The sequence below is a fragment of the Pelomonas cellulosilytica genome (assembly GCF_021353265.1).
GTDB classification, from domain to species: domain Bacteria; phylum Pseudomonadota; class Gammaproteobacteria; order Burkholderiales; family Burkholderiaceae_C; genus Pelomonas; species Pelomonas cellulosilytica.
On the sequence record NZ_JAJTWU010000004.1, the window covers coordinates 28,970 to 51,233 of the forward strand.

Annotated in this window: 19 protein-coding genes; 6 read left to right on the plus strand and 13 right to left on the minus strand. The window is 60.7% G+C overall.

Translation table 11 applies throughout. The features are described from left to right. The first annotated feature begins 237 nt into the window (after positions 1 to 237). Positions 238 to 597, plus strand: coding sequence for a hypothetical protein (locus tag LXT13_RS11255; protein ID WP_233372027.1), 360 nt, complete (start codon positions 238 to 240; stop codon positions 595 to 597). Here the strand turns inward: LXT13_RS11255 and LXT13_RS11260 are convergent. The 7 genes from LXT13_RS11260 to LXT13_RS11290 form a co-directional block, all read right to left on the minus strand. Next, positions 539 to 1,588, minus strand: a complete 1,050-nt coding sequence (locus LXT13_RS11260) for a rolling circle replication-associated protein (protein ID WP_233372028.1) — start codon at positions 1,586 to 1,588, stop codon at positions 539 to 541. The two genes, LXT13_RS11255 and LXT13_RS11260, sit on opposite strands and share 59 nt — an antisense overlap. 434 nt (positions 1,589 to 2,022) lie before the next feature. After that, entirely contained in the window at positions 2,023 to 3,300 is a 1,278-nt protein-coding gene (locus LXT13_RS11265; RefSeq protein WP_233372029.1) for a zonular occludens toxin domain-containing protein, read from the minus strand. 4 nt (positions 3,301 to 3,304) lie between these two features. After that, positions 3,305 to 3,610, minus strand: coding sequence for a DUF2523 family protein (locus LXT13_RS11270; RefSeq protein ID WP_233372030.1), 306 nt, complete (start codon positions 3,608 to 3,610; stop codon positions 3,305 to 3,307). 2 nt (positions 3,611 to 3,612) lie between these two features. After that, positions 3,613 to 4,416, minus strand: a complete 804-nt coding sequence (locus LXT13_RS11275; RefSeq protein ID WP_233372031.1) for a hypothetical protein — start codon at positions 4,414 to 4,416, stop codon at positions 3,613 to 3,615. A 722-nt stretch (positions 4,417 to 5,138) separates the two neighbouring features. Next, positions 5,139 to 5,351, minus strand: a complete 213-nt coding sequence (locus LXT13_RS11280) for a hypothetical protein (RefSeq protein WP_233372032.1) — start codon at positions 5,349 to 5,351, stop codon at positions 5,139 to 5,141. Positions 5,352 to 5,362: 11 nt separating this feature from the next. Continuing rightward, the gene (locus tag LXT13_RS11285; RefSeq protein ID WP_233372033.1) at positions 5,363 to 5,584 is read right to left on the minus strand and encodes a hypothetical protein; all 222 of its coding nucleotides are present in this window, start codon (positions 5,582 to 5,584) and stop codon (positions 5,363 to 5,365) included. Positions 5,585 to 5,646: 62 nt separating this feature from the next. Then, positions 5,647 to 5,979, minus strand: a complete 333-nt coding sequence (locus LXT13_RS11290) for a hypothetical protein (RefSeq protein ID WP_233372034.1) — start codon at positions 5,977 to 5,979, stop codon at positions 5,647 to 5,649. Between the two features lie 108 nt (positions 5,980 to 6,087). On the opposite strand from LXT13_RS11290, the gene LXT13_RS11295 reads away from it, so the two are divergent. Next, a complete protein-coding gene (locus LXT13_RS11295) occupies positions 6,088 to 6,471 on the plus strand; it encodes a hypothetical protein (protein WP_233372035.1) in 384 nt (127 codons plus the stop codon). A 615-nt stretch (positions 6,472 to 7,086) separates the two neighbouring features. Then, entirely contained in the window at positions 7,087 to 9,198 is a 2,112-nt protein-coding gene (locus LXT13_RS11300) for an ATP-dependent nuclease (RefSeq protein WP_233372036.1), read from the plus strand. A gap of 124 nt (positions 9,199 to 9,322) precedes the next feature. On the opposite strand, the gene LXT13_RS11305 is transcribed toward LXT13_RS11300, so the two are convergent. The 3 genes from LXT13_RS11305 to LXT13_RS11315 form a co-directional block, all read right to left on the minus strand. Further along, positions 9,323 to 12,799 carry an ATP-binding protein gene (locus LXT13_RS11305; RefSeq protein WP_233372037.1) on the minus strand — a complete coding sequence of 1,159 codons (3,477 nt, stop codon included), beginning with the start codon at positions 12,797 to 12,799 and terminating at the stop codon, positions 9,323 to 9,325. Positions 12,800 to 12,802: 3 nt separating this feature from the next. Next, complete coding sequence (locus tag LXT13_RS11310) at positions 12,803 to 14,056, minus strand: metallophosphoesterase family protein (RefSeq protein ID WP_233372038.1); 1,254 nt, start codon at positions 14,054 to 14,056, stop codon at positions 12,803 to 12,805. Positions 14,057 to 14,290: 234 nt separating this feature from the next. Beyond that, the gene (locus LXT13_RS11315) at positions 14,291 to 14,530 is read right to left on the minus strand and encodes a helix-turn-helix domain-containing protein (RefSeq protein ID WP_233372039.1); all 240 of its coding nucleotides are present in this window, start codon (positions 14,528 to 14,530) and stop codon (positions 14,291 to 14,293) included. 175 nt (positions 14,531 to 14,705) lie between these two features. On the opposite strand from LXT13_RS11315, the gene LXT13_RS11320 reads away from it, so the two are divergent. The 3 genes from LXT13_RS11320 to LXT13_RS11330 are packed head-to-tail and all read left to right on the plus strand — an operon-like array spanning position 14,706 to position 16,549. Beyond that, positions 14,706 to 15,152 carry a hypothetical protein gene (locus tag LXT13_RS11320; protein WP_233372040.1) on the plus strand — a complete coding sequence of 149 codons (447 nt, stop codon included), beginning with the start codon at positions 14,706 to 14,708 and terminating at the stop codon, positions 15,150 to 15,152. Between the two features lie 27 nt (positions 15,153 to 15,179). Beyond that, positions 15,180 to 15,917, plus strand: a complete 738-nt coding sequence (locus LXT13_RS11325; RefSeq protein ID WP_233372041.1) for a hypothetical protein — start codon at positions 15,180 to 15,182, stop codon at positions 15,915 to 15,917. Next, positions 15,914 to 16,549 (plus strand): hypothetical protein, encoded by a 636-nt coding sequence (locus LXT13_RS11330; RefSeq protein WP_233372042.1) that lies wholly within the window; start codon positions 15,914 to 15,916, stop codon positions 16,547 to 16,549. Before LXT13_RS11325 ends, LXT13_RS11330 begins: the two co-directional genes overlap by 4 nt. Positions 16,550 to 17,280: 731 nt before the next feature. Here LXT13_RS11330 and LXT13_RS11335 read toward each other — a convergent pair. From LXT13_RS11335 to LXT13_RS11345, 3 genes are all read right to left on the minus strand, one after another. Continuing rightward, complete coding sequence (locus LXT13_RS11335; protein ID WP_233372043.1) at positions 17,281 to 18,717, minus strand: hypothetical protein; 1,437 nt, start codon at positions 18,715 to 18,717, stop codon at positions 17,281 to 17,283. Between the two features lie 122 nt (positions 18,718 to 18,839). Beyond that, a complete protein-coding gene (locus tag LXT13_RS11340; RefSeq protein WP_233372044.1) occupies positions 18,840 to 20,288 on the minus strand; it encodes an argonaute/piwi family protein in 1,449 nt (482 codons plus the stop codon). Further along, positions 20,288 to 22,180, minus strand: a complete 1,893-nt coding sequence (locus LXT13_RS11345; RefSeq protein WP_233372045.1) for an SIR2 family protein — start codon at positions 22,178 to 22,180, stop codon at positions 20,288 to 20,290. The genes LXT13_RS11340 and LXT13_RS11345 overlap by 1 nt, the downstream gene beginning before the upstream one ends. Positions 22,181 to 22,264 lie beyond the last annotated feature (84 nt).

Sequence of the window (22,264 nt, forward strand, 5' to 3'; positions counted from 1 at the left end):
GCGACAATGTGCAGAAGGAAAAAACGACTGGCGACAATCTGGGGATTGTCAAATGCCACTTCATAACTAATTAGGTACTTCTACCACCCAAAAGAGGCCGCCGCAAGGCGGCTTTTTCGTTTGCGTAACGCGTTATGAATTAACTATGTATATCGTAACGCGTTAGCTAAATACAATTAGCGTAACGCGTTGCGATACTCTATAGTTCACTCATCGGTTAACGCAACGAGTGACGAAATGAAGCAGCAAGAGGGCACCGAGACCGCAGAACTACCCGGCATGTCGCGCCGAGGCCGCAAGCCGCTAGGCGACAGGGCCATGACGAACGCAGAGCGCCAGAAGGCATACCGCGAGCGCAAGCGCGAAGAGGTGTTTTTCTCGCGTCACGATGAAGCGTCACGCGTTGCGTTAATGCAGCGCCTGGCCTACCAGCTCCGCGCGATGGACGAAGGCCACGAGTTTGCCGAGGGCGCGCAAGCCCTGGCCGAGGAAGTCATAGCCGAGATCGTCACGCGTTACGCTTTGCGGCACAAGCGGCTTAATGCACTGGTTCGGAAGGCGGAGGCCGAAAGGACCGGGAATCATCCGTCTCAATAAAAAAGACGCCGCGGTTACTGTTGAACCAGGTCGACGCCACACGCTCACCAACACCGGCATAGGCCAGCTCGATCAGCGCGCGCATGGTCTCGTCCGCCGCGTCAAAGACGGCCGTGTACGCGGGCGGCACCTCGATATTGCGCGAACTGCTGTAGCGCTTCTGACCTAGTTCGCTCTCGTGCATGTCCTTGGCGACGTAGCCCGCGATATAGCGCGCAATGGCCCCCGCCCCCTGAATCGGACGAGCGCCCTTCGACCAACGCTTCTGCTTTTTGGCTTCATCGAAGTTGCCGCCAAACTCACCGGCCGCGCTACGCCAGATGGCGCGCATCACGTCCCAGCTCTTGACCCTCACATCGCCTTGAACGATGCGCGAGGGGAGGGCGTGCGTAGCCAAGTGCACGTGCCAGGCCCCGCGCTCCTGACGCTCTAAGACCGCGATATAACGCCAATCGCCGAGCACCTTAACCACACGCCGACGGAACTGGTCAAAGCAGCGTAGGACGGCCTGCCGGTCGGTCACATTCTCCCGGAACGTCAGCGTCCACAGGCTGTTTACGCCCATGGCCTTGCACTTAAGGCGCACGTCCTGGCTCGCACGCCTAACAGCGCGCTCTACGTTCTCGTCCCTGCCGCCTTCCCACTTGAAATCCAAGTGCCGAAGATCTCGCCTAATGGCACGGTCTAGGGTTTTTAACGGGTCCGGATACTCCGTGGTGACGACCGCCTCCGCATGGCCGGTCGGGAACGTGCGGACCTTCAGCCGATATCGAGGCGCGCGGCTGCGCTCCATCGACTCATCCGTCACTGCATCGAGCGCATTACATAACGGGTGACGATTATATGCGTCACGATAGGCTTCACCAGCTTCGCTGGCCTCCCACACCTTGCGGGCTGCGGCTTTGGCCTTCCAGCCGTTATGCCGGGCCTCTCGTCGCAGAGCAGCGACAGACCACCCGGTTTTGTCCAAAGTCTTTACACTGGCGGACATCGGCGTCCTCCCTCCTAACAGCGTCGATCAATGGCCCCGGGCAGCTGGTAACTGTCGCGGGGCCTCTCTTTTGGCCCGGGAGGGCCGTCAAAACCTCACAGGCGCCACGATCTCGGGCCGGAGGTGCCATCCCCAGCCGCAACACTCCTCGCAGCGGCCTAGGTCATCAAAGCCAGCGCCACCACAGGATGCGCAACGCCAGTTGCCTAGCTCATCCGTAATGTGTCCCCTTGATAAATCTAGGCCGGCGCTGCGCGCCGGCCCGGGACGCGCAGGCGCGCCCGTGGCCGTCACGTGCACCGGCCAATGCAGCCTAGAGGGCGCGCGGATGCAGAGGGAGGCCGCGCCTAGCAGCACCCGCGCACAGCCGGCGCGCGATGCCCCGAGGCGGGGTCTAGATGGGGCCTCAGGCCGGCCCCATGCCCTTGGCCATCTCACTGCGCCACCTGCGCAATGCGGCGCTGTAGAGAGCCGGCGAAGGGCTCACGCTGAGGCGCACGCGTAAGCGGACCGGGCAGGTCAATGTCGCGCGGCTGGGCGGCCGTTGATAGATCAGGGGGAACGGGAGCCGCAGAACTGAGACGGACGGCCGGCCGAATAGTGTCCTGTCGCGCCTCAGAAACACGCCCCATGTCCTCAAGAGGCCAAGGCGTCGCCAGCTCGCGATAGTCACCGACGGCAAGCTGCACCACGTCACCGGAGACGACAACGCCAACGCCGAGCGTGCGAAGAGCATCCAGCGTCAGCCGTTCGACAACCACCGTGCCGCCCTGCACCCACTCAACGATGCCCGTGGTGTGGTCCCTCATCGACGCTAGACCGGCCAGCCGTATGCGACCCTTCGACGCGAGATCGACCATGCGCCGTTCAATCGGTGACTGCTCGGGCTTTTCCGTAACGGGTGACGGAACTGGCGCGGCGACACGGGGAACCGGGGCAACGGACGCGGCAGGAGAGGGCACCCGCGGCCCGACAAGAGACGCCGAGACCGCAACGGACGGCGCAGCTGCAGCGGGATGGAAAAACCGCCAGGTGTAGACCCCGCCCCAAACGCCGGCGACGACGACGGCCGGGACGCCGTATTTAAGTAGCGGGTGACTAAAAACCTGAGCCCGTGAATCCGTGTAATCGTCGGTATTAGTCTCGTCGGAAACGTGACTTTTGTAGGTGCCGAAATACCGAGCGTCATATACCCGAACCTGCAAACCAACCCGTCGAAAATCATCGCCGCCCATGTGACGATATGTCGTGCAGCTGTAGCGCTTCGCAAAAAGCTTGCCAAAACCGTTGAGCTTCAAAAAGCAAATCTTAAGCTCGACACGACGCCGCCAGGTCGCATGGACATCGCGTAAATCCTGCCCCATAAGGACAATATCCATGCCCTCGTGCCGATGCTCAGTAACCATTTTCGTCTCGGCTGGCGTGAACTTGCGACGATTGCCCCAAAAGTTTTGCGCCTCATCGAGAACGTGCAGAGCGTTTGGCCTCATGTGTGCGAGCCAATCAGACTCCACCTGCTCGCGAGTGAGCGAGAACAACAACTCGCGGCAGCGCGACTCCTCAATGCCAGCAAGCTCCGCAATCCGCGTGTAGTCCAAACCCTCCACATAAGCAACGACTTCGCGGCCCTTGGCCAGCGCCGGAATGATCCGGGTAACCATCGCCTCATAACTCTTGCCAGAGCCAGGCAAGCCCTCATGGAAAATAATCATCGCGTCACCATTGGAAAAGAGTAACTACCTTACGACCGATGCGAAACACATACGCCGTGCCGATGATCGCCAAGCCCGCAGGAATTCCCGACGCAGTGACCAAATATACGATCGCCGGATCAAGCTGCCCAAAAAGTGACTGCAAACCGCCCGACATGAACGAAGGCACGGGAATAAGTGCCGCAAGCGACACCATGGCGCCAACGCACATATCCACAAGGCCGATAAAGGCGTCGGTAACGAAATTCCAAAGGGCGAGGAAAAAGCCCTTGACTAGGTTAAATAGCCAGTTTGTAAGCTGCTCAAGCATAACTATTCCACCGCAATCCGAAACGCAAAAAACGACGAGACGAGAAGAATGCAAATCTTCAGCAAGGCGAGGGCGTTAGTTGCGAACGACGAACAAAACTGATCTATCGTGATATCGGTATCCAGATATGGAATATGCCCGGTCCAAGTGGGACAGCCAGCGCCACCGCTCACCACGAAAAACCCGCCAACGGCAGAGCCAAACGGTGACGACATAAACGCGTCCCGATGCCCCTGAAGAACCGACTGCAACGACTTGTCTTTAGGCTGATACAGGTCACCGATGGACGCTGGCTCGCCGCCACAGCCAGCCGAAGCCGGGTTCTTTTCGCACTCGCCTTTATCGGAGTTGTCATCACCCTTGCCATCGCTCGCGGCGCCGGGGTTCGTGACCTGCTTATCAACCGTGGAAGTGCCATCCGGGCGCGTCGTGGTCTTGATAACGGTGACCTCTTTATTGCCCTTGGAATCAATCTTCGTTGTCGTCTCAGTCGTCGTCGTCGAGCCGTCAGGGTTAGTCACCGACGTTTTATCGGTTTTCTCGGAAGCACTGGACTCGGTCCCAGAAGCCGGCTTTGTCGGATCGCTAGCACTTTGATCCACGCAGACACTTTTGCCGTTAATGGTGCCCTTGGCCTGGCCGGCGTTGCAAGTGTCCTCAGGCTTGGACGCCGCTCCATCGCCAACCTGCCTATCCTGGCTAGACGTCTGGCAAGCCTTCCCGGTCGCGACATATTGGCCCTTAGCAAACCAGTGCTTTTGCCCATCGACGAGGGAACTACCGGCTGGGGATACACCATCGAACACGGCTTCACACGTGCCGGAGCAGCCAAGAATCACAGGCGACGAGCCCTGCGCCGTGCCAATATCGTAATAACCGCTCGAAACGACTGCGTTAGCAGTGCAGTCGGGAATACACGCAAGGGCCTGCGAGTCGGGTTTATAACCGCTGTCGCATGTGCATGCCGTCGGATCAATCGTCGGCGAGCCACTAGCATGAGTCGGGCATACGGACCCGCGCCGAGTGTCATACCATATCGGCTGCGTGCCAGTCGAAACAGTGCCGGCCGCATCGCACTTTTGAGGATTCGGGCCAGAGTTATTAGCCCAGGTATCCGTTATGAGAAGCGTGTTCTGATCCTGAATGGCCAGCTGCCGACTAACCCAGCAAGAATCATAAGTACCGCCAGACACGTGCCCGCTATGTGCAGGGCCATAACACGCAAAAACCGCAGTAGCTGCAGCCATCGGCGAAGTCGCCCAAACCCCATCACAGCCCGGACCCATATAAGCCGAATACAGCAGCTGATTAGGCACGACTGCGACCGACCCGCGCGCAAAAGCAGAGCACGACGCGAGCAGCGCAAAAAGCGCAAATATGAGCCTAGCCATCGCTGAGTCCCATAACGCACGCTTTACCGCAGATGACGCCGGTCAGGAATATGACGATTAACCAGAGCCACACGACGACCTCCTGAGACAAAAAAGCCCCCGGCCCAACACGGGAACGGGGGCAGGGGGCTGACGGATCAACGACCAATCATGCGGAGCACCATGCGGGCGCCGAGCATCGCGACCTTCGGCACCGCCAGCAGCGCCGCGATGGCGAGCACTGCCGTGGACACCGCACCGAGGCCGACGGCGCCCGTGATGCCCGAGAAATCCAGGCCGTCAGCCCGCGCAGCGGCGGACGACGCCAAGACACCAACGGCCGCCAGGCCGCGCAAAACGTGCTTGTTCATCGTGTTTCCTTTCACTTGATGAAGTTCACGACCGCCCCCACCAAACGACCAATCGCATAGGTGGACACCACGAGAGTGAAGCCGGCACCCCAGGCGGCCGCGATATCGGCGGAGGGCGGCAATTGCGAGGGCGCGGACGCTGCATCCGCGATCTGCTGAGCCTGCGTGCTGTCCAACAGCACGAAAGCGTCGGAAGGACAAGCCTGGCCAGGCGCGAGCGCCACACGGTCCACGCCGGTGACTTCAGCGCCACCGACGGACGTAGCGACGAACTGGACGCAGGCAGACGCCACGATTACGCGGCGGCAGCCGTAGCGACTTGTTTCGTAACGGGTGACGCTTTGGGCGTGCCGTAGGTGCCGGGCGGAACCGGAACGAGACCGGTCAATACCGCCTCCAGGCGGCGCGATTGCCAATTGGCCTGCATGGCGAACGACGCCGTAAACGTGCCCGTCTCGACCTTGCCCATGAGCGACTTCGGGATGTCCAAAGCGCCGACCTGGCCGACCGTGCCGTCGTCGTTCAGCAGGATGCACTCGGCGTCCTGCATCTCGTAAGGGTTGCCCGTTTTCTTCGACGTGCCCTTTTTGACCTCGTTCACCTTGAGGATCTGGACGATGGATTGCATAGCGAAAGCTCCTAGAGGGTGTCGCGGGCTAAACTGGCTACCGCGATCTGGTTACTAAGAAAAGTTTCTTAGCAGCCAAGACACTAACCGAGGTTTCGTAGCATGTCAATGATCAACACACTGCTAGACGCTGCAAAGGACAAGACCGGCAGCGACTACAAGACGGCACAGCTCCTAGGCGTGCCGTTCCAGCTAATCAGCGACTGGCGAGGCGCACGGAAGAACCCCCAACCAGAGGACCACGCGCTAGTCGCAGCGCTGGCCGGCCTAGACGCTGAGGAAGCCCTAGTGCGGGCCATCATCGAGAAGCACCGGGACAAGCCGAAGGGCGAACGCCTCCTGTCGGCCCTGGGAAACGTCTTGCGTCGGACTGGCGAGGTGGTGACATTGGGTTTTTTCGCCAGCGTCGTTTGGGGCTTGATCCCAGGAGGCAGCGCACCAGCGAGCGCCAAGACGATGACGGCTGAAGTGGCGACAATGTGCATTATGTAAAATAAGATCTGTGCTGGCTGCCGGAAGCATTGGTCAGCAGCCGTCCGACAAGAACCCCCCTCCGATGAGCCGTTTAGCGTCAACACAGTCCTAACGAGGAGGCAATTCGAGCGAGGCGACAGAAATCTACCCAACGGATTGCCCGAAAAGTGACAGAAAAGCCCAAGTCCGGGCTCCTGCCAGAAAACTTGGGCTTTTCTGTCCCTGAACCGCTTCGGCCCCAACTCCACGGGCCCCGCTGCCGCACCTGCAGCGTTAGAAAACTTGGACATTTTTGGTCCTGCCAGCGCTGGACCCCATCGCGTAGCGAGCCAGGTCTCCTATGAGCGCGTGCTCGGCTTCCAACAGAACGACGGAAATCCCCAAGTTTTGTGACGCAACGACCGTCGGAAAACTTGGGGATTTCTGTCCCTGACGCACTGTGAAGTGGTGCGTTCTCAACTGCCATCTGTGAAGCTTGGCGCGGTCCTTCACATCCCAGCGGGCGCCGGATGCACCCGGGAGCGCGCCGACACGGTAATCCCTTGGTTTCGGGCGTTTACCTGAGCGGGCGTTCAACGTTCGCCGCACCCTGCTGTGCTACAAGAATCCAGAAATTCTGCAGGGAGGAACAAGATGAAGCTCAAGCACATTGCAATATCAAACTTCAAGGGCATCCAGGCCGACAACCTCAGTCCGGAGTCCTTCACATGCCTCGTCGGCGAAAACAATGCGGGCAAGTCGTCGGTCATGCAAGCCATCGTCTTTGCGTTGAACCGACCCAAGAACATACCGTCCGCTCACTTCTATGACTCGAGCCAGCCGGTGTCCTTCGATTTTGAGCTCTCAGGCGTCACCGAGGCGCACCTGGCTCGCCTGTCTGACGAAGCAAAGGGCAAGATTGCGGGACTCATTGTTGATGAGGAACTGGCGCTCCGTGTGGCCTATGCACCAGGGGAGTCGGTCAGCATCCAGGTGAAGGCGCAGCAGCCGAAGGAGGAGCGTTACAGGTCAGACGCGATTGACGCGGCGCTGTCCGGCAAGAAGGGGCAGGCAGCCATCGAGGAAGCCCTTTGGACGGCTTACCCCGAGTTCAAAGCGGCGTACTCCGAGCCGCTGAAGATGCTCGGAACGGCCAAGGCATTCGTCAAGGAGCAAGTTGCCAAGCTTCCGCCCGAACAGTTCACGTCGGGGTACACCGCCCTGCCCTCCGGCATCAGCGCCTCGATTTCGCCGCTCCTGCCTGAGCCCATCTACATCCCGGCCGTCAAGAATTTGAACGACGACCTGAAGACATCCCAGTCGACGTCGTTTGGTCGCCTATTGGGTCTCCTGTTGGAAGACATGGCCGAAGACCTTGCCCACGTAAACACAGCGCTGGAAAAGGTGAACTCGCTCTTCAACCGCGTCACCATAGAAGGGAAGGTGGTCGATGGCCGCCACGCCAAAGTCCGTGGTCTAGAGAGTGAAGTGGAAGGACTGCTAAGCGCGAACTTTCCGAATGTGAGAGTGCAGCTCGAAATTCCGCCGCCGGAACTGAAGACCATCCTCAATGCCGCTCAAATTTTCATCGACGACGGCTCGCACGACCTCATCGACAACAAGGGCGATGGCATCAAACGGTCGTTGACGTTCGCCCTGCTGCAGGCCTACGTGAATCGGCAGGACAAGCAGAAGGTTCAGGTCGACGCTGGTGGTAAGGCGCCGCGTCCACTCATTTTTCTCTTTGAGGAGCCCGAGCTCTACCTGCATCCGCGGTCGCAACGAGTCCTCTTCAACACGCTGGCTCGCATCTCAGAGAACCACCAGGTCCTCGTGACGACACATTCGCCCCTGTTCTTCGCCCCAGGCGTCACTGCATCGTTCGTGCGGGTCGCAAAACAGGCAGCAGCGCCGAAGCCAATCGCCAAGCTGTTCCCAGTGAACTTTGCGCTCAACAAAGCTGATGCAGAGACATTCCGCCTTGCCCGGTTCGAGCACGCAGACGCGGCATTCTTCAGCCAGAGCGTGGTGCTCTTCGAGGGCGAATCGGACGATGCCTACTGCAAGCACGTCGCCCAGTTGTTCAAAGATGAGTGGGATTTCGAACGGCGGAACGTCGCGCTTGTTCGGGTGTCCGGCAAGGGGAACTTCCTGAAGTTCCGTAACTTCTTCGAGAGCTTCGGCATCTCGGTTCGCCTAGTCGCCGACTTGGACGCGATCTTCGACGGCTTCAAGCACTTGGGCACCGACAAGGCGTCCTCAGACCTTCGCGACAAGCTGCTGCAGACGCTAGATGGACGGATTGCGGCATTGGGAACAAGGGCAGAACCCAAGCCGCGCCAAATTCAGCGCCGTGCGAACCAGGATTCATGGAAGGACAGGTACGAAGCCGCCAAGGCGGCGCTCCAGGCCGTACAGGCAGGCGCCCCGGTGAACGCCAAGACCTACGAGGCCCTCGAAGGTCTATTCGTCTGGGAGAAGGAAATCGCCCGGATGCGGGTCTGCACTGAAGACGCGGAAGCCGCTGCGGCCCTCGTTCCCTTGTTGGACTGCCTGCGCGGGCAAGGAGTCTGCGTTCTCTCTAGAGGCGCGATTGAGGACTACTACCCCGCTGCAGCGCCCGGGTCCGGCCCCAAACCCGACCGTGCGCTTGCGGCATGTGCGGCAGTCCTGACGCGCGAGGAGGCGGCAGCCCTGTCAAAACCGTTGGCGGCCGGCCGGCCGACTGAGCTTGAAGAGGTCTTCGAAGCTCTGTTCAAGCATTGAGACGGAGGCAACCAGTTCGATGCCTGACACCCTCCCTGATGATGTGGGCGTACATGGAAGCTAGCTTGACCTTCGATACCTGGATTCGACGGACCGAGCTGGGATCGAAGTGAAGCGCGTGAAGCTATCTTGAAAGTCGCACCACGTTGACCGCCGTCCCGAACACCTGCTGAACGTGTGGCAGGAGGTGGTCATGGTGGCTCAGGAAGAGCACCTGGGTTTGCTTGGACAGCTCGCGCAGCGCAGCTAGGCCTGCCGTTGACCGCTCGTCGTCGAAGTTGATGAACAAGTCGTCGACGATGAACGGCAGCGGTTTCGCTTTCGACAGGTGCACCTCCAAGGCGGCCATGCGAAGCGCCAGGTAGAGCTGGTCGCGCGTGCCTTCGCTGAGGCCCGGCACTTCTACGGGCTTCCCGTCATTCCGAAGGGCGGTGAGCCTTGGCGACTCACCGTCGTAGTCGACCAGCAGTCTCGTGAACTGTCCCAGGGTCAGCGTCGAGAAGATGAGACTCGCCCGCGTGAGCAGAGGGCCCTGGTTCTGTTCACGGTAGCGCTCGATGGCCCAGCTCAACAGCTTGGTGGCTGCCGCCACTTTGATGTAGCGCTCTGAGGCGTCAGCCATGGCGGCGAGAGCCTCTTGCTTGCGTGCCTCCGCATCTGCGGCATCCCGCCCACCGCCGAAGCCATCCATAACCTGTTTCGCGTGCGTGCGTTCCACGGCAAGACGTGTCTGTTCGTCCTGTATTTGCTCAATGCCGTCCTCGGCGCTTGTCAGGTCAATCGCGACTTGGTCGAGGTTGGCTCCTTCCGTCTCCGCGACAAGCTGGTCAAGCGTTAGCCCGCCTGCGTCCTTGGTCAACGCCGCCCGTGCCAGTTCGATCTGGCTCGAAAGCCGTCTCTTGGTATCCGACCTGTCGACGAGCGGTGCGAGGTCTGCAAGCGACTGCACGCCGGCTGCGGCCAGCAGCGGGGCTACTTTGGCCTTCGCCTTCTCAACCTGCTCTTGAGCGGAGTCTCGGCGCTCCATCGCCGCGGCAAGCGCCTGTTCCGCCGCTTCACGGCGAGCTTCGCCGGCCTCGGCGTCCTTCAGCCTTGGCATCAACGTGCGGACCACCTCCTTTGGGTCAACTCCGCGCAGATCGTCTGCCTCCAGCCGGTCAACCACCTCTTCCGCAAGCCTCTTGAACTCGTCGAGGTCGCGATTCATGGTGTCGATGCGCTCGCGCCGGGTAGCGGTTGCCTTGTCCAGGCTGTCCTTGATCGTGTTGATGTTGGAGACGGCCTGCTCTGCGTCTTCGACCGACTTGACGTACTGCGAGAGCCCGGCCGAGGCCATTGCCTCATGCCACCTTTTTTCCCAGGCCTCGTAGGCCTGTCTGGCCGCGTCCGCAGCTGCTTGCAGACGAGCAAGCGCAGCTGCACCCCCTTCCCGCTGCCTGACCAACTGCCCGCGGCGTGCAGCAGCGTTGTCAATCTTCGCCACGAGGTCCTCGGCCAACTGGATCAGCGCCGGCACCTTGCTTCCCGGAGGCACATTCACCTTGGCCAGCGCAAGCTGCGCCGCCAGCAACGCGGACGCAGCCTTAGCTGCCTCCTGCTCCTGCTGGAGGTCTTCCGTCCTCTCAAGGACCGTGGACTGAGTGGAGAGCACGAGCTCGCGCTTGACCATCCAAGCGCCGGCATCCAGCAGCGGAAGCCCTGGCAGGTCGAGCGCTGCTGTGGTCTCTTGCCATTCCTGGTCGAAGGACGACAGTTCGGCCCGCTTGCGGTCTCTCGCCCGCGTAGCCGCCAAGCGTTCCCGCTCGACACGTTCGACCTGTTGCTTCAAGCTCTGAAGCTCCGCAGCTTCAGTAGCTGAGTCGAGTTGCGAGTCAACAAGCTCATCTGCCAGCGCTATGGCCGCATCCAGGCCGCTGGCGCCAGCCGGCAGCGGTGTAGCGCCCTGCTTGATTGACTGCCATTCGGCGTCCCGATTCTCGCGAGCTGCCCGCACGTCAGTGCTGGTGACGATATGACGCGCCTGGGCAAACTGGCGCACTGCGAGTTCAGCGTCGTCAAAGTCGTCCTGCGCCTGCTCTGCGCGGTCCACCGCGCCAGCGAGTTCCGAATCCAGCTTGTTCCGTTTTACAACCAACGCGGCCAGACCCTCAGCCGATGGAGGCGACATCTGGCGAAGCGCATCCACCGCCCTCTTCCATCGGCCGAGGCCGGCTTCCGCTGTCTCCAGCGCGCGCTGGGCAGCGTTTACAGCTGTTTCCAGCTTCAGCTGAGCCGCGGAAGAGTTCCGGAAGCCCTGAGCCTCTGCCAACGCGCCTCGCAGCGCAGGTGGCACATCGGAAACGACCAATTCGCTCAGCTCCGCCTTGACATCTGCCAGGTCAAGCTTCTTGTTCTCCACAGCCTGGGCTGTGGAAGTCTTGCTCTGGAGCAATGCTCCATGCTCATTGACCAAGCGCAGTACATCCCGAATCGCAAGCTGGCCCGGGAGCCGAGCTCGCAAAGCTGCCTCATCCTCCGAATCGGACCAGCCCAAGTCCGACGCCGCGCTCCTTGCGCGCTCCAGACTTCGGTCCACCTCGGCTTGTCGTGCCAGCAAGCCGGCGTAGTGGTTCCGCACGCTCTCGCCAAATGCCGACAGCCCCTCAATGTCGTCTTTTGAGGCAAGAATTGCCTTGTCGAAGGTAACCTCATTACGCTGCTTCGTCAGCCCGGTGACGACCATCTCGCACTGCGCGAGCGTCGTCTGAGCAACGGAATGTTCCTGCTCGCCAGTGGCCAGAGTCTCAGAAGCATTGGCCGGCAGGTCCGACACCGGTCCCAGCGTTGCGAGCTCAGCCAGCATCTGCTTGAGCTCGACGACCATCGGCGCCAGCCGCCGGATGCGTTCCAACTTCAGTCGCGATGCCTGCAGGCTCCCTTTGCGCCCCGTGGCTTCGGCAATGCGCACTTCGACCGCGTCGAGTGCGGCTCGAGCATCACCCCAATTCTTGGACCGGACCGAGGCTGTTTTGACCTGCTTGCCAGCCTCGTCGTAGAGCGCTTCAGCGATGTAGAACGTGCGAGCCTTGGACTTGTGGGGGCTCCAAAGCTTGTCCGCTTCGCCGTTGAGAGCCTCCCTCACCTTCCCTAGTCCTGCTATGCCTGCGGCCGACTGGAACAGCACTTGGCTCACGTCTTCAGAGGCGTTCAGGATCGCAGCGCCACCTTTGACAAGCTGCTCGTGGCTGAGACCGAACATGCTCTCGAAGAAGGCACGGTCGGCCTGGCCCATGAAGGGCTCAAGAGCATTCGGCTGGAGCGGGCTGTCATCCACGGCTCGCAGCGTGTTCTTGTTGCCCTTGGTACGAATGAAGGAGAGATGCTGTCCGCCTTCAGAAACGGTCGCGGCCAGGCGAAGGTCGGCTTGGGGGTGAAGGAACGCCATCGACTGGTAGCGCGTCGGGAAGCCGAACAAGAGGTCAGCGATTGCGCCTCGTAGTGTTGACTTCCCGGCTTCGTTCGGCCCGACGATGAAATGAAAATCGTGCTCCGCATGGGGCAACGTGATGTCCCTGTCGGTGAACTTCCCGAATCGGACGAGATTGAGGTTCTGCAAGCGCATGCCTTACTCCGCCTGCACCAAGTGCGCGAGCAGGCTCGGCGCCACTTCATCGACCAAGCTCTTCAGCTCACCGGTTCGGATTTGCTCGATCAGCGGCACAAGCGCTTGCAGTTCAAGGGGTGCCTTGCCGGCGAACGGGGCAAGCTCCTTTTGAAGCTCTTTCATGAAGTCGACGTCGGTCGATGCCTCCTCCAAGATGGTCTGCAAGTCGGTAAACGCATCCATGCGTTCATGGAGCTTGGCTGCGTCGACTACGGGTTTGGTGTGGATGCGCACCTTTTCGAGCCACAGCCGATCATTGCCGATGCTGGCGATTTGGGCGAGCACCTCCCCTCGTAGCTGAGCTTCAAGACCAAAAAGCTCCCCGTGCGCAGTGGTCGTGCCATTGATGGTGATGCGTGCAGCGCGCGGGACTTCTCCATCCACATCAAGAACTGCCTCCAGGGCCTGGGCGACCTTTCGGACGACTTGTTCCAGCGTGTCGCAGTCCGAGGCATCAACCTCCAACTGCTCCCAGCGGAGTACGTCGATGAAGATACGTTCGACCTCCACCTCGCCTGCTTCACCCACTGACACCAGCACTGCGCCGCGCCGGCCGCACTCACGGACGTTTCTGCCCTGTAGGTTGCCGGGGAAGACGATGGTGGCAGCGCCCGTCCACCTTTCGAACTCATGGACGTGACCAAGCGCCCAATACTGGTAGCCCTTGGCCTGAAGCTCCTCGATGGTGCACGGGGCGTAGCTGGCGTGGGACGCATAGCCTTCGAGGGCGGTGTGTAGCACGCCGATATTGAAGTGACCTGCCGTCGGCGCTGGATATGCGGTGACGAGGTTGGTCGTCACGTCGCGTTGCTTGAAGCTCTGGCCGTGCAGAGACACAGCCAGATCGTCGATCTTGAACGTCTGGGGTTTGTTGGCGCCGAAGGGGTGGACGTTGTCGGGCAACTCCAGCTTCTTCGTCATCTCGCTCTCAGCATCGTGGTTGCCGAACAGCACGTAGACCGGGATGTTGACGCGCTTCAAGCGGCCCATCTCGCGGCAGAAGAAGATGCCCGTGTTGAAGTCCCGCCAGGCGCCGTCGTAGAGGTCGCCGGCGATGACCATGAAATCGACCGCTTCCTCGATGGCGCGATCAACCAGTCTTGTGAAAGCGTCCCGGGTGGCGCTACGCAATTGCTCCGCCGGCGCGTCTGGATACGCGGATAGCCCGTTCAGGGGACTGTCCAGGTGGATGTCCGCAGCGTGGATGAACCTCATCGCAACCCCTCCCTGGGATACGTGTTCTGGAGTACCCCAATTCTGGCCGGAACGGGCCGCTCGGCAATGGTTCCGTGCCTTGCCCGGCCCCTGGCAGGCGTTCGCGCCCCGAGGCCCTCTTGCGTTCAAGCTCCCGTTGCAGGTCTCGCGGGTTCAGGCGAGCTCCACTTTGGCCAGGAAACGGTGCTATGGCGATAAGAAGGGTTATCGCAATAGCACTCTCCACACGCGGGGTCAGGACGCCGTCTCGGCCAGCAAGTCCAGGATGTCGACGCCCAGCGCGTGAGCGAGCTTCTCGATGTTCTCGACCGACGGGTTGCGCCTTAGCTGCTCGAGGTGCCCCACATACGTGCGGTGCAGGCCCGCTAGGTCAGCAAGTTGCTCCTGGCTGATCCCTACCTGACCACGCACCCGAACAAGGTTCTGCGCTATGCGTTGGCGTGCGGACTGGTAGGGCTTTTTTTGCGTTTTCACATATACCAGTCTCCTGGTAGACAGCTTTAGCGTCGACAGCTTTAAGGTAGCCCGCTTTAAAGTAGGCCGCTTTAAAGTAGCATTGCGCACCACAGATAGACCGACATGCTCCCCTCAAGGAGCCATGCTCTGCGCTGCGCCATGGCGAAGCGCGCCCCTTCCGCCACCAAATTCCATGCTGTTCGTTGCCCGCTCTCCAAGCTTCCTCGAGGTAACTCGAGTGGAGTCGAAGGCTCTTGCCGGGCTGACTGAGGCGGCCAGGTCGACTCAGCTTCCCTGGCTGGTCCTCACCTACTTGCTCCCGGGCGAGGCGCCCAACGCCGCCATCGAAACGGCTTGCGCGCAGAGCATCGAGACCTTGTTGGAGCACATGAAACAACGGCCAAGGGCTCAGCCGGCAAGTCTTCTGTACATGAGGCCTCCCACCCTGAACGACCAATGGTCTCGCCTTTACGTCCACTTCGTCGTCAGAGGGAAGTGCAATGGCGTGCCCGTGTACCTCTACGAACTCGGTGGTCCGAGAGGGTTGTGCCTGCTCGACGGCGAGAACATCGACCCCGATGACGTCTTGCAGCGCAAGGTCGTCTTGCAAGTCAACTGGTCGCGCCACTTCAATTGGTGATGGGTCGTGCGCGCGTTGTTCCTCTCCATGGACACGGTGCTCGGGCCGCTAAGCCGCGATGCCGAGTACGTTGAGGCCGTGCAGTGGGTAGGCCAGCTCGGCGCCGACCTGGCTGCTCAGACCAACGTGCAGGTGGTGTTCAACCGGGACTCAGACAAGTTGTACCCAATCGTGGCTGCAGAAATCCTTCTTGCCGCGCTCGGGACACGACACATAGAGATTGCAGGCGCCGCAGAACTCGCCGGCCCCATTGCGACCTACGTGCACGAGCATGACGTCACTGACTTCGTCGTGCTTGAAAGCTCGCGGGCCGAGCCTGACGGGCCTTTGGTAGAAAACACGATCCTCTGCGATCCCTCTCGCGGCGACGAGGACCATGCGCTGGTCGAAATACGAGAGTGGCTTGCCGGCTCCGCGCGAAAAAGAAGCGCCCTGCTAACGGCAGTCCTGCAGGCCAGCCCTCCCCCATCTGCTGTGGAACTGCGGCGAACGCTGCTGCCGCCTGGCAAGCCTGAACGCGTCATTGCAATCGTGGCGGCCGTGGTGCCCGAGTTCGAACTTGTGCGTCTGGAAGCGGCTGGTGACTTGACCGTGAGCATTGGCAAACGAACGCCCGGGATTGACTGGCGCGAGCTGCAAGTCGGCCAGAAGGTCGAGTGCGACATTGAGGGGGAGTACGCCACTCGAGTAGTGCGCGCCCGGTTGTTGCCCCCCGAGACGGCCGCGGCAGACGGATCAGACAACGATGAGGGCCCAACACCATGAAGCTGTCTCTATGCCCTCACTGCAGGACTATCCACCAAGTTGTAGGTCCAACCGGCATCACGGAGCTCAGCGAGGAAGCCCGCTCGCGTCGCCTCCGTTGCGCGCTCTGCAGCACGAGGACAGTCGAGTTCCGCCAGATAGCGGACGCGCCTGATACCGCGCCTGGCGAGTTCGGCTATCCCGCGGCCGTGACTTGCGCTTTTGAGGTGCAGTTTGCACACTGGGCGAACGCCACGACGGGCGACATCATCCTCGCTTCTCAGGATGGCTTGCCGTTCTACCAGTTGACCAGGTTGGCCCGCGGGCTGCGCGTCGACGGCGCAACGCTGGGCAAGTGGGTCGACCTCGAGGCCGACGCTATACCTGCTGGCATCCGCAAATGGGCATCTCTGGATGCAGAACGGACCGAAGTGCTCCTCTTCATCGCCTCGTTGACCGGTCGCATAGAACTGGCCCAGAACACCGCGGGTGCGAGGCTCGCCGTGGACCCCGGGCTATGGATGAGCACCTGGCTTCGCAGGGCGAACAAGGAACTCGACGGGCGCCTTCCCGAGGAGTTCTTGTGCTCGCAAAGCCGGCGGGCAGTCTTGAACGACCTGGTGGCGCAAGCCGTCCAAAGAGGCTACGGATGAACCTGGCCGGCGTTGCGCCGGTGCGTAGCGCAGAACACTCCTGACCGTGACAAAGGCGGCGGTCTCGACTGCTTCAAGGCCATCTGATCGAGGCGAGGCTACACATGGAAGATGTTCCCGAACGGCATTTCACGCCCGTCCATTCGACAGCGCTGGGCACGAGGTACGTCCTCATGTCGGACATCCCGGGTGGCTTGCAGGACTACTGCGAGCTTTTTGCCCGCAGTCGGCGTGCCTTGCTCCTTCTACCGGACGGGGCGCCAGCAGTTTTCTATGAGGATTGGCTGATTTGGGCCGAATCCTTAGACGCCGGCAGCAGGCGCCCCTCCGTGACCTCGGGAGGCACCCTTAGAGCCGAGAGCGTCAAACCGCACCCACCGGTCCCGCAGTTCCGATGCGACCGTTGTGGTGCCGCAGCCCAGTACGGTATTGACGACGGGTTAACCAATCTTCTGCAACTAAGCATCGGTCCGGCCCTTGGCGACAGGAAGCGCTTCGACCTGGACATCTGCCACGGTTGCTTGAAAGAGACCTTTGGACCTTGGCTTCGCGTGGGTAAATGACCCAGAAGGCGCCATAGGGACCGCAGACCATCGGCCTAGCGCGACCTGCCAACAGACGTCACATACCCGCGGTAAAGGAAGCGGCCGCCGACAAACTGCCGGGGAGACCCGAGTTGAACGCCGTCGTGTCCCGCGAGCGCATTCACGGGCTCCTGTCAGCGGCGAATATCAATCCGTTATTACGGTGACGGCTTCTATGTTTGACTTGACGTGCTTAAGTTGGGCCAAATCCTTTTCAATCTTGCGAAACTCAATAGCACTTCCAACCAACACCAATATCATTGGCCCGCCGATTTGGGAAACTTGGCTTGCAACCTCAAAGAATGAAGACTTCGACCGAATGAATTTAACCTCAATGCCGATGCGTGGAGTGTCGTCGCTATTATCTCGCGGCCAGACAAGTAGGAAGTCCAAGCGGTAAGGAATCTCGAGGCGGCCGAACTCAACCTCTCGTTCGACCGTCGCACCCTCTAGGACTGGCGTACTGTCCAGAATTCTACGCAGTTCATGTACAAAGTGATTCTCAGTCCGCGCCCAGCTCTCGGTGTCCACGGGGCGCCACTGCTTTATTAGCGCGACTAACGTCGACATGCGACGGCCGCGCAAATTATCCGTTACCGTCAAATTTCCATTGTCAATGCCGACCTCGCTCACATCCGCCTTAAGCACCTCTCCCAGCGCATTCAAGCGCTGAAGGGTTGCGTACATTTCAAACGCTGCACGCTGGCTTGCCAATTGAAGAATAACGCTGCCCGGAATTGCCCCTCTGAATTTCACTTGGGGAGTTAAAGAGCGAATCCTCTCATATAGCTCAGCGGCAGCCTCAGGTGAATAGTCGGCGCTTGTCACCCTCATGAACCAATTCACCGATTCTACGGAACCGTGTCGCTGCACCTCATCGAATAGAAGTTCCGATAGCAGCAATTGATCCTCTGCCGTCAAGGCACTTCTAATGCCGTTGCCGCCGCACCGAATCGACACCTTCTTGTCGAGCACTTGAAATTCTGGGGCCAGCCCGCGCGCCTCGCGCAGAATTGCACGAATGTGCTCCAACCCCAACCTTGTGTCATACCACTGACCATCCCGATCTACCGGGGCGATCTGCGCTGCGCTTCGCATGAGTGCTTTCGGAAGCGGCGGGATACCTGAATATTCCTTAATGCCGCCCCGCTTATTTGCTGCCCTTGCGAGATAGTCATTTCTCGTCTTCTGGCAGAACTCAAACGCCTGCCGCCGAGAATCGGGCAGGTCGCGTTGACCTGCTTCAGGAATCAGCGATAGCTGCATAGAACCATTACTTAGGTTCAAAAAGAAGTTTGCATCAAAGAAGTTTCTCGCTCCGCTCTTGTGAATATTTGCCAACACTTCGAAGGGCGTGACAACCACGACGCTCACTCCAGGTTCACTGCAGTTTTCGCGCCCCAGTGACGGAATCATGCGCATCTCGAGGTCATGCTTTGCTTCGCGGAGATGTTCCATAAGCTTGAACCGCTCCAGGGCGGACAAATCGCGCGGAAGCAAGCACACAATATCTAGATCGCTCAGCAGTCGATTGAATTGTTCTCCAGAATCGTAAATCGCGCTCCCGAAAAGAAAAATCTGCATTCCGACAGCGCATGAGGCGGCTTGCTGAGTTCGTGCGCCCATACAGTGGCCAATTCCACTGCGATTGAAGCCTCTGGACATAAATCTTCCATACTCCCCCCTTATTTATTTCGTAGCATCGACTACATGAAGAGCCGATATGGGTAAACCTTGCCAGGCAAGTCCGGCACGTTCGCAATCGTCTGTGCCAGCCGCTTCGAGTACCTGATGCTCACAGGCACCGGGTCGTACAGCGCATCGTTGTTCCAGTCCATCTTTGTCAGAGCCAGCGCCTCGTGGGCAATCAGCTCCAACGAGCCCTTGCCGGCATGCCGCGTCAGCAGCAAAGGCTTCGGGATGCTCTTTCCACCCTGGAAATAGTCGCCCTTCGTCGAAACCTCGGGCGCATTGCCCGCCACCCAAACCAGCGCTGAGGTGCTCGAGCGGACAACCATCGTCCCTCGAGGCACTGGATAGCCAGACGGCTTCACCGAATAGCTTTTCCCGCCAGCGTCAATTAGCCAGACGCCGCGCCAGCACGACGCCGCGCCCACCTCGATGCACTCAATCTCAGGCACGCCCGTCAGGGCGTCGAACGCGCCTTCAATCTCCTCAGGCTTAAAGGCGGTGGTCTTGTGGATCACCAGCCTCTTCGGCAAGTTCCCAGCGTTCCGGCTTTGGTACAGCTCCAAGCTCCGCGCCAACACCGCGCGCATGTCCGCGCGACTCAGGAAAGGGTTGTGCCGAGCCTCTTCCGGGTCGTCCACTGGGTCTCTGGCTTCGAAGGCGACGAACTGCATACCGCCGCCATCCATGTCGAAGACCTGCGAGCAGCACGTCACGTAGTGCGCGTCCCGTGCATCGCCTCGTAGCGCATAAGCCAGCCCGATATAAGCCGTTCCATCCGGAACGCCTGCCAGCGGTGCCAACTTCCAGGGCGTGCCCGCGGCCTTCACGTAGATGGCCGTGGCCAGGCGCCAGGACAGCGATGCACGGTGCGCGAACGTGAACACCCGGTCGTTCAGCACCTGCGTCGGGAGGTTGTACTTGGCGCCAAGAGCTTTCAAAGCGTCGTGCGCGTCGAAGGTCTTGGACCTCGTGGCCCCCGCCCATGCGTCTGGGAAGTGCACCAGCACCACATCGAACTCACCGCGGATGCTGTCAAGCTGGCGCAGGGCCGAGTCCATTGCCCACATCAGCCTCTGGTGAATGTCACCATCGCCAGGCAGGTCGTTCAGGCTGTCTGGCCACTTGACGTGTGCGGCGCCAACCTGGGCAGCCTTCAACTCGACGCCATACAGCTTCTCGAAACCCGGGTATGGCGGCACGTACTCAGCTCGATCCGTCGGGCGGTGCTGCGCGCGCAGCGAGGTCATCAATTCACCGCGCTGGTAGAAGGACGCCTTGGGGCCAACCGTAGCCACGCGAATCTGCGCGGTGTACCCGCCAAAAGAGCCCTTCGAGTACGGGCCGAAGTTCAGCAGCCCTCGCAATGGGTGGACCTCGGTCTGCTTCGGGTCTGAAGGCGAAAACGCTAGCTCAGGCTCGTCCAGCAGCATGAAGGGAGGCAGAAGCGACGCTGGGGTGGCCATCACTTGGTCCTGTTGAAATACGGATGGTTGTGGCTGGGCCGGCTCCAGGCGGTCACCTTCGAGAGCGCAAAGACCGCATCCACGCCTTCGCCTTCCTTCAAGCCGTACGCGGAGACCGTGCAGATTGCGTCGTCAGACGCGGTCAGCAGGTTGGCCCATGCGCCAATGATTGCGCCCCACTGCTTGTTGTATTTCGTGGCCCAACGCTCCCGACGCCAGTCGCCAGCGGGATCGCCGCCACGACGCTCGCCGGGGACGCCCAGCGCATCCTGCTCAGCTCCACCTGTTGCGGGCGCAACAGCCTGGTCGTAGAACTCGCGGGGAATGTCGACGAAGGTGTACGGCTCGAAGCCGCACCACCAACGGTCCTCAATGCGCTCAAGCTTCAGGAAGACGCCCTCGTGATAAGGGAACTCAGTGTTCCGAACAATACCGACCAGGTTCTCGCCGTAAGCCGACCGCAGCTGAGCGAGGGTTTGGGCGCGCTCACGCGCCCATTCGGGCTTCTCGTTCTCGCGAGGCCCGGCCACGAGGAGGGAGTGGCCTGTGCGCTTGAAACGAGGCATCAGCGGTCTACGCCTCGACAGCGACTTCGTCAGTGCGTCGTAGAGCAGGCCAAGAGCCCAACTGTCCTGTGTCGGGTTGAGCTCGACTGTGCCGGCCACCTTGCCCCCAACCGTCGATAGCGCGCTGAGCAATTCCTCATCCTTGCCGAATGCGGCCAGGTCGCGACCGTAGGCGGCGATGGGGGCTCGGCAGCCCTGGTCCCGGAGCATGGCTCGCGCCTCCACCGTCGACAGCGACTGCGTGACCGTAATGCGCCTGGCCACGGTTGGCAGCGACGTCACATGAAGTGCGGAATAGCGCAGAACCGGAAAGTTCAGCTCGCCGCCTTTCGGAAGCTCGACAGGCACCAGCCGGGGCGATGGCCGGCCTTGCACCACCGTGTCGAGCAGCACCTTCGGCAGGTCAACGTGCATCAGGACATCGGAGGCAAGCTCGTCGAAGGTGGCGCACTCAACGACCTGGACGTCCACATCTGCATGGTGGGCCGCCGTCAGGAAGTCCTGCACCGCGGGAAGCAACTTTGACGCGACGCCAGTAACCCAGTAAAGGCCGTTGGGGAACGGCGATGGGTACTGCAGCACCGACGTCAGCGCCTGCATGACGGACGCATCGCGGCCGCTGTAGCCGACGAACACAAGGCCGAAACGCTTGCCGGCTTCGACCAGCACATGCTCCATGGCGCCGTCCTGCTTTTCCAGCTCGGCCCAGGTGTTCTTCATGGCTATCGACTGGTAGTCGCCATGCAGCTTCGCGACCAGCGGCCAGTCGGACTCGTTCAAGCAGCGCATGGCGCGCTGGCCTGAGTCGATGGCCGCCACGGTCGGCTTGTGCTGTTCCGCCGGCAGAAGTAGTTGGTTCGCGGCCGCAGTCGCCTCTTCAACTAATGGGTCGAAGTTGGTCGTGAACACGCAGTCCACCTTGCCTGCGGCGATCAGCGCGCCCAGGACCTTGTGCCCATAGCACGGAGTGCCGAGACTCACCTTGTCGTCGATGTACTGGCGGCGATGGCGCTCCTGGGGATACACCATCTCGAACGCGGCGGCGTACTCGTTGGGGTCCCCATCTGGAGGGAGCAGCGACGATGTGCGGAAGAAATCGTCGATCCGTTCGAGCCACACCTGGTCGCCAGAGTCGATTTCTCGCTTCGAGATGTTCTTGCTGCGGGCGAAGATTTCCGCTTTGAAGTCCCGGATCATGGCGTAGCCAGTCGGGATTCCAGAGGCGGCCGAGGCGCCGGCCCCCAGAAACCAGCCAACCAGGTTTGGCCTCAGCGCGTACGCGGTCGCGAACTCTCGCGACGTCATCGTCGGAATGATCTGCGTCACAACACTCCCTCGTGTTCTAGGTGTTGCGCTTTTCGCGCTATACGCTTTGCGTGAGCCGTCAATATAGCGCCACGCCTGACCCGG

Bases quoted from the DNA above. Each gene is read 5' to 3' on its own strand.
- LXT13_RS11255 (WP_233372027.1), top strand. From the start codon at position 238: ATGAAGCAGCAAGAGGGCACCGAGACCGCAGAACTACCCGGCATGTCG.
- LXT13_RS11260 (WP_233372028.1), bottom strand. From the start codon at position 1,588: ATGTCCGCCAGTGTAAAGACTTTGGACAAAACCGGGTGGTCTGTCGCT.
- LXT13_RS11265 (WP_233372029.1), bottom strand. From the start codon at position 3,300: ATGATTATTTTCCATGAGGGCTTGCCTGGCTCTGGCAAGAGTTATGAG.
- LXT13_RS11270 (WP_233372030.1), bottom strand. From the start codon at position 3,610: ATGCTTGAGCAGCTTACAAACTGGCTATTTAACCTAGTCAAGGGCTTT.
- LXT13_RS11280 (WP_233372032.1), bottom strand. From the start codon at position 5,351: ATGAACAAGCACGTTTTGCGCGGCCTGGCGGCCGTTGGTGTCTTGGCG.
- LXT13_RS11290 (WP_233372034.1), bottom strand. From the start codon at position 5,979: ATGCAATCCATCGTCCAGATCCTCAAGGTGAACGAGGTCAAAAAGGGC.
- LXT13_RS11295 (WP_233372035.1), top strand. From the start codon at position 6,088: ATGATCAACACACTGCTAGACGCTGCAAAGGACAAGACCGGCAGCGAC.
- LXT13_RS11300 (WP_233372036.1), top strand. From the start codon at position 7,087: ATGAAGCTCAAGCACATTGCAATATCAAACTTCAAGGGCATCCAGGCC.
- LXT13_RS11305 (WP_233372037.1), bottom strand. From the start codon at position 12,799: ATGCGCTTGCAGAACCTCAATCTCGTCCGATTCGGGAAGTTCACCGAC.
- LXT13_RS11310 (WP_233372038.1), bottom strand. From the start codon at position 14,056: ATGAGGTTCATCCACGCTGCGGACATCCACCTGGACAGTCCCCTGAAC.
- LXT13_RS11320 (WP_233372040.1), top strand. From the start codon at position 14,706: ATGCTGTTCGTTGCCCGCTCTCCAAGCTTCCTCGAGGTAACTCGAGTG.
- LXT13_RS11325 (WP_233372041.1), top strand. From the start codon at position 15,180: ATGGACACGGTGCTCGGGCCGCTAAGCCGCGATGCCGAGTACGTTGAG.
- LXT13_RS11330 (WP_233372042.1), top strand. From the start codon at position 15,914: ATGAAGCTGTCTCTATGCCCTCACTGCAGGACTATCCACCAAGTTGTA.
- LXT13_RS11335 (WP_233372043.1), bottom strand. From the start codon at position 18,717: ATGCAGATTTTTCTTTTCGGGAGCGCGATTTACGATTCTGGAGAACAA.
- LXT13_RS11340 (WP_233372044.1), bottom strand. From the start codon at position 20,288: ATGGCCACCCCAGCGTCGCTTCTGCCTCCCTTCATGCTGCTGGACGAG.